We start from the raw sequence: 10,786 nt of genomic DNA on the forward strand, positions 1-10,786 counted from the left end.
GCTGCCCGTGTCCCGCCGGGCCGGGCGCGCGTTGGGCACCGAAAGCGGTCGCGCGCGAATGGGCGGCCCGGGTGGGGCGGTAGAGAGGGACCTTCAGTGGCTTCGGTACGGGCGGCACGGGCGGTGCGGGCGGTGCGGGTGCGGATGGCCGCGGTGCGTACGGCTCCGGGGCGGGAGGTGGCGGTCCCGCGCGCGGTACGCGCGGCGGCGCTGCTGACGGTGGCCGGGCTCGGGCTGACCGGGTGCATGTCGGTCGGTCCGGCGGCGGAGGAGAAGCACGGCGTGGCGCCGGTCGGGCAGGCCGGTCCGGCGGCCCGGCCGGGGGCGACGGGCGGGCCCTCGGCCTCGCCGGGCGCCGGGCACCCGGGCGGGGCCTCGGGGCACCCGGAGCGGTCGGGGGGCCTCCAGGGCGAGGGCGGGGCGAACGGGGCCACCGCCACGGTGCCCGGCGATGCGGCCGCAGGGGCGAACGGCGCGGTGGCCGGGGTGGTCCCGGTGCCGGGGTCTGGCGCTCCCGACGGCGGGCCTGGCGGCGATTCGGCGGGCGGTGCGAACACCAGCCCCGTGCCGCACCCGGGTGGCGGGCCGGGAGGGTCCGGCGGCACGGCGGGCTCCGGCGGCGCCGGTGGGGCGGGCGGCACCGGGGAGGGCCGCTCCGGCGGTTCGGCCGGGACGCCCTCGGTCACCCCGAGCAGCCGCCCGTCGAGCACCCCCGCGCCCGAGCACAGCTCGCCCGCCGCGACCGTCCCACCGGCCCCGGACCCGTCCCCCGGCAGCTCCGGTTCCTCGGCCCCGAGTCCTCGCGCGGCCGGGCATTAGCGGGTTGAGCAGGGGGTTTGCCTCCGATCCCGAGGCTCGTCTATGGTGGTAGATCGTTCGTTTGATCCATTTGACTGGCGCCCTAATCCCACCTGGCGCCCTTGGCGCGTTCCGGCGATCCGTGGCTGACCGCATAGAGGCGGTTGTGAAACAGAACCCCGGACTTTGGCGCGTGCCACTTCCGGAAGGTTTTGCATGTCTCTCGTTGACGACGCCCGCTTCGCCATGCCCGCGAACGAGGCCGCCGCCGATGTCACCGACACCACCGACACCATCGACACCGCCCCGGACGAGGTGATCGCCGAGGCCGTGGAGGCCACCGAGGAGGCGGCCGCCGAGCCCACCGTCACCTTCGGCGACCTGGGCCTGCACGACGACGTCGTGCGCGCCCTCGCCAAGCGCGGCGTCACCACCCCGTTCCCGATCCAGGCCGCGACCATCCCGGACGCCCTGGCCGGCAAGGACGTGCTGGGCCGTGGCCGCACCGGCTCCGGCAAGACCCTCAGCTTCGGCCTGCCGCTGCTGACCCGTCTCGCCGACGGCGAGCGCACCAAGCCGAAGCACCCGCGCGGCCTGATCCTGGTCCCGACCCGTGAGCTGGCCATGCAGGTCGCCGACGCCCTGGAGCCGTTCGGCTCGGTGCTCGGCCTGCGCCTCAAGGTGGTCTGCGGCGGCACCTCGATGTCGAACCAGATCTACGCGCTGGAGCGCGGCGTCGACATCCTCGTCGCCACCCCCGGCCGTCTGCGCGACCTTCTGAACCGCGGCTCCGCGAAGCTGGACGACGTCAAGACCGTCGTGCTCGACGAGGCCGACCAGATGGCCGACATGGGCTTCCTGCCCGAGGTCACCGAGATCCTCGACCAGGTGCCGGCCGGCGGCCAGCGCCTGCTGTTCTCCGCCACCCTGGAGAACGAGATCGACACTCTGGTCAAGCGCTACCTGAAGAACCCGGTCACCCACGAGGTCGACCCGTCGGCCGGCGCCGTCACCACCATGACCCACCACATCCTCGTGGTGAAGCCCAAGGACAAGGCGCCGATCACCAACGCGATCGCCGCCCGCAAGGGCCGCACGATCATCTTCGTCCGCACCCAGATGGGCGCCGACCGCGTCGCCGAGCAGCTGATCGAGGCCGGCGTGAAGGCCGACGCGCTGCACGGCGGCATGACCCAGGGCGCCCGCACCCGCGTCCTCGGCGACTTCAAGGACGGCTACACCAACGTCGTCGTCGCCACCGACGTCGCCGCCCGCGGCATCCACGTCGACGGCATCGACCTGGTCCTGAACGTGGACCCGGCCGGCGACCACAAGGACTACCTGCACCGCTCCGGCCGCACCGCGCGGGCCGGCCGCTCCGGCGCCGTCGTCACCCTGGTGCTGCCGCACCAGCGCCGCGGCGTCTTCCGCCTGATGGAGGACGCGGGCGTCGACGCCTCGCGCCACATCCTGGACCACGCCTTCGACGCGGAGGTCGCCAAGATCACCGGCGCCCGTTCGCTGACCGAGGTCCAGGCGGAGAGCGCCGCCAACATCGCCGGTGCCGCCGAGCGCGAGATCGCCGACATGACCCGCCAGCTGGAGCGCGCGCAGCGCCGCGCCACCGAGCTGCGCGAGGAGGCCGACCGTCTGGCCGCCCGGGCGGCGCGCGAGCGGGCCGAGCTGGGCATCGAGGACGAGGCGCCGGCCGCCGAGGCCGAGTCCGGCGAGTCGGCCGCGACCGAGGCCGCTCCGGCCGCCGAGGCCGTCGCCGCGCCGCAGACCGAGGAGCGCGCCCCGTCGTACCGCGAGGCGCGCAGCGAGCGTCCGGCCTTCGGCCGTGACCGTGACCGCGACCGTGACCGTGACCGTGACGACCGTCGTTCGGGCGGCTTCGGCCGCGACCGTGACCGGGACCGCGACCGCGACGACCGCCGTTCGGGTGGCTTCGGCGGTGGCCGTGACCGTGACCGCGACGACCACCGCTCCGGCGGCCGTCCGCAGTCCGACCGCGGTGGCTTCAACCGTGACCGTGGCGGCTTCGGCGGCGGCCGTGACCGCGACGACCGTCGCTCGGGTGGCTTCGACCGTGACCGCGGTGGCTTCAACCGTGACCGTGGCGGCTTCGCCGGCGGCCGTGACCGCGACGACCGCCGCTCGGGTGGCTTCGACCGTGACCGCGGTGGCTTCAACCGTGACCGCGACGACCGCGGCGGCCGCTCCTTCGGCGACCGTCCGGCCCGCACCTTCGGTGACCGCCCGTCCTTCGGCCGGGACCGTGACGAGCGCGGCGGCAGCAGCCGTCCGTTCTCGCGCCGCGACGACCACCGCTCCGGCGGCCGTCCGCAGTCCGACCGCGGTGGCTTCAACCGTGACCGTGGCGGCTTCGGCGGCGGCCGCGACCGCGACGACCGCCGCTCCGGTGGCTTCGACCGCGACGACCGCAAGCCGCGCTGGAAGAACTGACGCCGTTCGGGCGGTAGTCGACCGCCGACCCGGCTGAACGTACGAAGGGCCCGCTCCGTCCCCCGGAGCGGGCCCTTCGCGTTCCCCCGACACCCCTCGACACCTGGCGGTGCCCCCCAGAGGTGTTGTTCTGGGAGTGAGAATAACCTGTGGCGCGCGGGCGCGGTAGTCCCGTAGCGTCGCGGCCATGAGCAGCAGACTGCACGACGTGGCACGGGTGAACGAGGAGATCGTCGAGCGGGGGAGCTACCGGACGACCGGGGGCGAACTCGTGCGGGTGGGGGAGGAGCTGACGGCGTCGAAGGCCGGCACGGTGTCGTACGCGCCGGAGCGGCTGGACGCGCTGCTGGCCGCGGGGGACCGCGGGCCGGGGCCCGCGGACGGGCGGATCGAGGTGACGGCCGAGGGGAGCATCCAGGCCGCCCGCCGGCTGGTCGAGGCCGGGGCGGGGCCGGTCGGGGTGCTGAACTTCGCCTCCGCGCGCAACCCCGGCGGCGGCTACCTGCGCGGCGCCCGCGCCCAGGAGGAGGACCTGTGCCGCAGCGCGCTGCTGTACAGCTGCCTGCTGGAGGCGCCGGACTACTACGAGGCGCACCGGGCCTCCACCGACCTCCGGTACAGCCACCGGGTGATCGTCTCCCCGGCGGTGCCGGTGATCCGGGACGGGCGCGGCGAGCTGCTGGCGCAGCCGTACCCGGTCACCTTCCTGACCTCCCCCGCGCCCAACGCCGGTCAGCTGGAACGGCGTTCGCCCGGTACGGACGTCCGGGGCGTGCTCGCCGAGCGGGCCGTGCGGGTGCTCGCGGCGGCCGCCCGGCACGAGGTGCGCACGCTGGTGCTCGGAGCCTGGGGCTGCGGGGTGTTCCGCAACGACCCCGCGCAGGTCGCCGAGGCCTTCGAGGGGGCACTGGCCCGGTACGGGGCGGCCTTCGAGCGGGTGGTGTTCGCGCTCTGGGACCGTTCGCCCGTCTCGGCGAACCGGGCCGCCTTCGAGGCCCGGTTCGGTGCGGCGGTCCGGTAGCCGGCTGCCTCCCCCAGGTCCGCCAGCCGGCTGCTCCTCCCGCCCGGCAGCCGGTTACCTCCTGCGGGCGGAGAGCGCCGTCGCGGCCGTGGAGGCCGCCGCGACCACGCCGGTCACGGCGAAGACGGACGGCCAGGCGCCGATCCGCTTCGCCAGCGGGTGCGAGCCGCCGAACGCGGCGACGTACAGGCCGGTCAGTGCCGCCGCGGTGCCCGTGCCCGAGCTCCGGCGCCATTGCACGGCCGCTCCGGCGCCGGCCACCGCCAGCACCGCGCCGCCCAGTTCGCGCCGGCCGCTCCAGCGGGCGGCGCCGTAGCCGCCGACCAGACCGCTCGCCGCGGTCAGCGCGGCGGGCGCGGCGGCCGCGAGCACGTTCGGGACCTTCGCCATCGTCGACTCCACTCCTCGGGGCTGTGTCCGTTTCCGACCATAACCCGGCGAACGGACGGGGCCGCCGGGGCCTCTACCGGAACGCCTCGGCGGGCGTCTGCCCCGGCACCGTGGCGGCCAGCCGGCGGGCGGCCTCCGCCGGGTCGAGCACCCGCTCCAGCCGCAGGTCGCCCGGGACCTCCTGGATGAACCGCCCGGCCGACCAGCTCCGCTCGTACGGCAGCGGCTCCAGCACCAGGGTGCGCACGCCGTCCACCACCGGGACGTCGCTCGGCGTCCCCTCGTTCCAGATCCAGGAGCCGTCCGGAGCGACCAGGTTGAAGGCGCCGGTGGCGATCACCCGGCGGCCGTCCAGGAACGCCGTCCGGGCCAGCGCCACCACCTCCCGGTCCTGCGGGGTACCGGGCAGGTGGCCGCCGCCGATCAGCACGTCGGCGAGCAGGGTGTGCAGCTGGAAGGTGTCGCTCAGGCCGCTCATCCGCAGCAGGTAGCCGGTGCCGGTGGGGCGGTCGAGCACCAGCAGCGGCTCGTCGTCCAGCATCAGCGCCAGGTGGACCAGGCCCTTGAAGTCGTGCTGCTCGCCCTGGTAGCGGTCGAACAGCTCCAGGATCACCTCGGTCACGCCCGAGGCGCGGGCCTCGGCCCGGACCTCCGCGTGCGCGTACACCGCCCAGGCCGCCTGCTGCCACAGGTGCAGCGTCCACCAGGCGACCACGGCGAGGTGGGCGTGCCACTCGTCCAGGTGCGCCGGGTCGGCGATCCGCTCGTGCGCCTCGGCGGGATCGTCCTCCTCCGCGCTGGGCAGCGGGCCGCCGCCGGTGGAGACCCAGCGCCGCACCAGCAGCTGCGCGCCGGTCAGCGCCCCGCGCAGCCCGGCCAGCACCGGGCCGGAGCAGGCGACCGGGTCGGCGCCGTGCTCCACGCAGGCGCCCACCACCATGGCCAGGTGCGCGCGGGGGAACGGCGGGGCGTCCGGCAGCAGCGCGGCCAGCCGGGGACCGGCCGCCACCCGCTCCGCCGGGTCGGCCGCGCCGAACAGCCCGCCGACCAGCCCGAGGGCGGGCCCGAACTGCTCGTCGTCCCCGGCCGCGACCACGGCCTCCAGGGCGGCCACGGCTTCGGAGAACGTGGGCTGTTGACGGTGCGACGGTATCTGCTCGGTGGACATTCGCCGCAGCATAGGGGGCGGAACCGGTCCGGTGGAAAACGCCTCCGTTTCCCGGCCGGGGCGGCCCGGTGGGGGCGGCGTCGGCGGCGGCGACCGGGACCGGCCCTGTCGGTGCCCGGTGGCAGACTTCGACCGTGACCAACTCCGCGATCACCGACGGCAGCTACCTCGTCCGCAACGTCGGCAGCGGCCTGCTGCTGCAGGTCGCCGACGCCTCCCGCCGCAGCGGCGCCCGGATCGTCCTCGGCACGGACGACGGCAGCGACGCCCAGCTCTGGCGCCTCACCGCCGTCCACCCGGGCGGCGCGCTGTTCCACATCGAGAACGCCGGCAGCGGCAAGCGCCTGGACGTCACCGGCGCCTCGACGGACGACGGCGTCCGGATCCAGCAGTGGTCGGCCAACGCCTTCGGTGCCCAGGAGTGGCTGCTGGAGGCCCACGTCGATGCCCCGGGCACCTACACGGTCACCAGCTTCGTCAGCGGCAAGCCCCTGACGGCGGGCGACACCCCGGAGGCCGACGTCCACCAGCGCGAGGACGTCGACGCCCCGACCCAGTGGTGGCGCTTCGAGCGCCGGGAGAGCTGAAGCCCAGTCAGTTCGCGAGGTTGGCGCGGACGGCTTCGACTTCGGCCTCCGTCGCGCCGTGGTGGTGGAGGTAGCCGGGGATCGTGCCGTGGCGGTCGTGGATCCAGGCGAGGGAGGAGACGAGGAGTTCGGCGTCGACCGGACGGGAGAGGCGCTCGGTGCCGGTCTCGTCGACGTACGGGGTGGGGCCCTTGTCGAGGCCGAGGCCGATGTTGGAGAGCAGGAAGTCGGCGGTGATCTCGGCTTCGGAGGCGCCCAGCAGGGACTGGAGGACGGCGATGGTGAGCCCGGTGCGGTCCTTGCCGACGGCGCAGTGGACGACGGCGGCCAGCGACTGCGGTGCGGCGAGGCGGCGGACGACGGCGGCGAGCGAGGGGCCGGCGGTCGAGGCCATGAAGGGGTAGAGGGCGGCCTGGTCCTCGGGCCACGGCCGGTCGCTGCCCTTGGGGTGCGGGGGCAGGGTCGGCAGACCGAGGGTCTCGTGGTCGAGGTCGTACCGCTGGTCCGGCCAGACGTCCAGCTCGAACTCGCTGCGCAGGTCGATCACCGTCCGCAGCCCGAGGGACTTGAGCCGCCGGGCGCCCTCCTCGGTGAGGGTGTGGAAGGACCCGGAGCGGTACAGCACGCCCCGGCGGAGGGCGCCGATCCCGCCCGCGTCACGGAAGTTGCGCACACCGGGGATGTCGATGAAGGCGTCGGTCATGGCCACCACCGTACGGGCGGGGACGGGCGGGCGGAAGGAAAGATGCGACGTCGGCCGCCCGGCGGGGCGACACCGTCCGGAACCCGCCCCCGGCGGGGCGACACCGTCCGGAACCCGCCCCCGGCGGGGCGACACCGTCCGGAACCCGCCCCCGCCGGGGCGACACCGTCCGGAACCCGCCCGCGCCGGGGCGGAACCGGCTGCTCAGCGCCCGCCCGAGACCTCCAGGAACGCCCCGGTGGTGTACGAGGCCGCCGGGGAGAGCAGGAAGAGGATCGCCTCGGCGACCTCCTCCGGCTGCCCGCCGCGGCCCATCGGCAGGCCGGGCGCGACCCGGTCGACCCGGCCGGGCTCCCCGCCGAGCGCGTGGATGCCGGTGTGGATCAGCCCCGGCCGCACCGCGTTGACCCGGATGCCCTCGGCGGCGACCTCCAGGGCGAGGCCGCGGGTCATCGAGTCGACGGCGCCCTTGGCGGCCGCGTAGTCGACGTACTCGTTCGGCGAGCCGATCCGGGAGGCGGCCGAGCCGACGTTGACGATGGCGCCGCCGCGCCCGCCGTGCCGGGTGGACATCCGGCGGACGGCCTGGGCCGCGCACAGGAACGGGCCGGTGATGTTGGCGGCCCAGATCCGGTTCAGCCGGTCCTCGTCGATCTCCTCCAGCCGGCACTGCTTCTCCAGCGTGCCGGCGTTGTTCACCAGCCCGGTGAGCGGGCCGAGTTCGTCGTCCACGGTACTGAACAGCCGTTCCACCTCGGCGGTGCGGGTGACGTCGGCGCGGACCGCGAGTGCGGTGCCGCCCCCGGCCCGGATCTCGTCGACGACGGAGGACGCCGCGGCTTCGTCCGTACGGTAGTTGACACAGACCCGGTAGCCGCGGCGGGCGGCCAGCAGGGCGGTGGCGGCACCGATGCCGCGCCCGGCGCCGGTGACGATCAGGACCTCGTCGGTGGGAGTGGTCGACATGCCCGGTACGCTACCCGGCGGTCCGGCCGTGGACGCCCGCGGCGGCCGCCCGCAGGGCCGCGGTCAGGGTCGTGCCTCATGGCCCGGTACCGGCGGCCGGGCCGGCCCCGGAGCGGAATTCGCTCGCCCGGCGCGGCCCGCTCCGGCGAGGATGCCCGGACGAGGATGCGGTGCCCGCCCGTCCGTACGAGAGGAGTCCGCCGATGTCCACGGTTCCCGCCGTTCCCGCCGTAGCTTCCGTTCCTCCTGTTCCTCCCGTTCCCGGCACGGTCCTGCTCTCGGGCATCGTCGGCTCCACCGCGTACGGCTTCGCCCACGCCGGCTCCGACCTCGACCGGCTGGGCCTGTTCGCCACCCCCACGGAGGAGTTGCACGGCCTGCACCGCCCGGCCGAGTCCCACGTCAGCGCCGCGCCCGACCTCACCCTGCACGAGGCCGCCAAGTGGTGCCGGCTGGCGCTGAGCTGCAACCCGACCGCCTCCGAACTGGTCTGGCTGCCGGACGAGCTGTACGAGGTCCGCACCCCGCTCGGCGACGAACTGGTCGGCCTGCGTGCGGCCTTCCTCAGCGCGCCGGCCGTCCGGAAGGCGTACCTCGGCTACGCCGACCAGCAGTTCCGCAAGCTGCTGACCCGCGACACCACCGACCCGGCCACCCGTCGCCGGGCCGCCAAGCACGCCCGGCACCTGGTCCGGCTGGTCGAGCAGGCCGTCCGCCTGCACGAGACCGGCCGCAACCTGATCCGGCTGCCCGACCCCGAACGCATCCGCGAACTCGGCGAACGCATCGCCGACCGCCCCGCCCTCGCGGAGGGCCTGCTCGCCGACGCCGCCGACCGCCTCACCGGCCCCGGCGTCCTGCCCGCCGCCCCCGACCCGCGCCCCGTCGAGGCCTGGCTCCGCCGCGTCCGCGCCGCCCACTACACCCCGCCTCAAGGCCCGCTCCACACGCCCGGTGCGCCCGCGCAATCCACTGGCGGAGCCCTGGGTCCCACCGGGTAGGATCGCCGTGGTCCTTCCACCCGGCACCGCGGGCGCAAGGGCCGCGGGCCACTAGCTCAATTGGCAGAGCTGCGGACTTTTAATCCGTAGGTTCAGGGTTCGAGCCCCTGGTGGCCCACTCTTTCGGAGGCGGTCCTCCCCCCGCTGACCTGCGACTCAGCGCCCCGACTCGGTTCTGCCGGGCGGGGCGCTCTCGCTTTCCCGGGTGCAGGTGAGCCCGAAGTGAGCCCGACGGCTCGGACGTGAGCGTGACCGTGGAGTGCCGCGGCGTCCCAAGGGGCGAGACCCTTCGAGTGAAGAAGCGGAGCAAGGCTGCCTGATCGGCGGTTTGCCGACTGCCGGGGAGTTTTCCAGACCATACGTTCAACTCCGGCGCTCACAGCAGCGGCATTCGTGCGCAGAGTCCGTCCACACCTGCCACAGACCACAAAGCCAGGAGGAACAGTCATGCGCCTGACCCGCTGCGCTCTCGTTGCTGCAACGGTCGCGGCTTGCGCCTCGGCCTTCGGCCTGCCCCTCTTCTTCATGGACCGGATGTCCCACGGTTCCGATGCCACGCGGGTCCGCATGGTCAGCGCCTCCGGCACCTCGTGGAGCAAGGCCGGATCGTCCTGGCCACTCTCCACGAATCCGGGCCCGCAGGGCTCAGTGCGCCCCTGTCAGAGCTACGGTGGCCCCTACTGTGGCTGGGTGGAAATCTACTGGGGCGGCTGTGACAAGGAGTGGGGCCTGAGCTTCGGGATCAAGAACCCTGACCGGATCTGCCCCCACGACCCCCGCCCGAGCTCCTCGGCCACGCCGGAACCCACCGAAAGCAGCAGTTCCTCCTGACCGGTTCCGCCGGGAGGACTGCGTTCTACGGCTGGGTCGGCGGCGTGTCAGGCTCCTGAGGTGACGCGACGTCAGTGGCCGAAGGTGTCGTCGGTTCCTGCTCCGGCCGAGTGGCACGCTGCCGGCGACGCCGGTGGAGCCAGGCCGTGGCCGGCACTCCCAGAAGCATCAACAGGCCGCCGGCCGCGATCCCGACGCGCTTCGCGCTCGGACGACCGGCGCTGCTGCCGGCAGCCGCACCGTCAGGCGGAAGAGGGAGGCCGGTGCCCCCGGAGGCGGGAGTCTCCGGCGCAGGCCGGCCGTTTCCATGCTGGTCGCCTCCCTCGGGCGACGGGGCGCCGGACGCCTGGGGTGACGGGGTGCCGGACGAGCCATCCCCCTCGGCAGCTTCACCATCGTGCGGACGGGCATGGTCACCGCGGTCACCGTCGGGGTGGTCGTAGTCGTCGATGCAGTGGGTGGCCGGGAAGGGGAAGACCCGCTCGTGGCGGTCGAAGGCCTTCACCACGAAGACCGGGTGCTTCCTGAAAAAGCCGCGAATCTTGAGTTGATACCGGTCGGTGGTCTGGGTGGGGTAATTCACGTCCAGGTAGGTCGAAACAGTGAAGCTGTTCCATACGGCTTCCGGCGGCGCGGTCGGGGATGACTGGTCCCCCTGGAGAACGAGAGCCTCCGGCCCGTGCCGGCCGTTGATCAGAATCGCCCTGAGGTTCTTGTCGATGAGCACGACACGGCGGGCACTGTGGCAGCGGCGCCACGGATTGTGGCGGTCGCGGTCGCGGTCGCGGTCGCGGTCCCGGTCCCCGTCCTCGTCCCCCTCCCGGAGCCATGGGGAGCCGGACGCGTGCCGTGTGG

General features: G+C 74.5%; 11 protein-coding genes and 1 tRNA gene. 7 read left to right on the forward strand and 5 right to left on the reverse strand.

The features are described from left to right. Positions 1-96: 96 nt before the first annotated feature. From ACIRRH_RS25390 to ACIRRH_RS25400, 3 genes are all read left to right on the forward strand, one after another. Entirely contained in the window at positions 97-819 is a 723-nt protein-coding gene (locus ACIRRH_RS25390) for a hypothetical protein (RefSeq protein WP_403071581.1), read from the forward strand. A 195-nt stretch (positions 820-1,014) separates the two neighbouring features. Further along, on the forward strand, positions 1,015-3,264 hold the full coding sequence (locus tag ACIRRH_RS25395) for a DEAD/DEAH box helicase (protein WP_403071584.1): 2,250 nt from the start codon (positions 1,015-1,017) through the stop codon (positions 3,262-3,264). A gap of 187 nt (positions 3,265-3,451) precedes the next feature. Beyond that, positions 3,452-4,285, forward strand: a complete 834-nt coding sequence (locus ACIRRH_RS25400; protein WP_403071587.1) for a TIGR02452 family protein — start codon at positions 3,452-3,454, stop codon at positions 4,283-4,285. 54 nt (positions 4,286-4,339) lie between these two features. Here the strand turns inward: ACIRRH_RS25400 and ACIRRH_RS25405 are convergent, their stop codons facing one another. Both ACIRRH_RS25405 and ACIRRH_RS25410 read right to left on the reverse strand, forming a co-directional pair. After that, complete coding sequence (locus ACIRRH_RS25405; RefSeq protein ID WP_403071590.1) at positions 4,340-4,675, reverse strand: hypothetical protein; 336 nt, start codon at positions 4,673-4,675, stop codon at positions 4,340-4,342. Positions 4,676-4,748: 73 nt separating this feature from the next. Continuing rightward, positions 4,749-5,843 carry a hypothetical protein gene (locus ACIRRH_RS25410; RefSeq protein ID WP_403071593.1) on the reverse strand — a complete coding sequence of 365 codons (1,095 nt, stop codon included), beginning with the start codon at positions 5,841-5,843 and terminating at the stop codon, positions 4,749-4,751. A gap of 68 nt (positions 5,844-5,911) precedes the next feature. Between ACIRRH_RS25410 and ACIRRH_RS25415 the strand changes: the two genes are divergently transcribed. Next, the gene (locus tag ACIRRH_RS25415; protein ID WP_403071596.1) at positions 5,912-6,430 is read left to right on the forward strand and encodes an RICIN domain-containing protein; all 519 of its coding nucleotides are present in this window, start codon (positions 5,912-5,914) and stop codon (positions 6,428-6,430) included. Between the two features lie 7 nt (positions 6,431-6,437). Here ACIRRH_RS25415 and ACIRRH_RS25420 read toward each other — a convergent pair whose 3' ends face one another. Together ACIRRH_RS25420 and ACIRRH_RS25425 are read right to left on the reverse strand one after the other, a co-directional pair. Continuing rightward, entirely contained in the window at positions 6,438-7,133 is a 696-nt protein-coding gene (locus tag ACIRRH_RS25420) for a tyrosine-protein phosphatase (RefSeq protein WP_403071598.1), read from the reverse strand. A gap of 204 nt (positions 7,134-7,337) precedes the next feature. Then, positions 7,338-8,099 (reverse strand): SDR family oxidoreductase, encoded by a 762-nt coding sequence (locus ACIRRH_RS25425; protein ID WP_403071600.1) that lies wholly within the window; start codon positions 8,097-8,099, stop codon positions 7,338-7,340. Between the two features lie 203 nt (positions 8,100-8,302). Here ACIRRH_RS25425 and ACIRRH_RS25430 point away from each other — a divergent pair, with 203 nt between their 5' ends. From ACIRRH_RS25430 to ACIRRH_RS25440, 3 genes are all read left to right on the forward strand, one after another. Further along, positions 8,303-9,100 carry a DNA polymerase beta superfamily protein gene (locus tag ACIRRH_RS25430; protein ID WP_403071602.1) on the forward strand — a complete coding sequence of 266 codons (798 nt, stop codon included), beginning with the start codon at positions 8,303-8,305 and terminating at the stop codon, positions 9,098-9,100. Positions 9,101-9,145: 45 nt separating this feature from the next. Then, positions 9,146-9,218 (forward strand) — tRNA-Lys (locus ACIRRH_RS25435). A gap of 329 nt (positions 9,219-9,547) precedes the next feature. Beyond that, the gene (locus ACIRRH_RS25440; protein WP_403071604.1) at positions 9,548-9,931 is read left to right on the forward strand and encodes a hypothetical protein; all 384 of its coding nucleotides are present in this window, start codon (positions 9,548-9,550) and stop codon (positions 9,929-9,931) included. 25 nt (positions 9,932-9,956) lie between these two features. Here the strand turns inward: ACIRRH_RS25440 and ACIRRH_RS25445 are convergent, their stop codons facing one another. After that, a complete protein-coding gene (locus tag ACIRRH_RS25445; protein WP_403071606.1) occupies positions 9,957-10,658 on the reverse strand; it encodes a hypothetical protein in 702 nt (233 codons plus the stop codon). Positions 10,659-10,786: the final 128 nt, after the last annotated feature.

The organism is Kitasatospora sp. NPDC101235 (assembly GCF_044767505.1).
In the GTDB taxonomy this organism is placed as follows: Bacteria; Actinomycetota; Actinomycetes; order Streptomycetales; family Streptomycetaceae; genus Kitasatospora.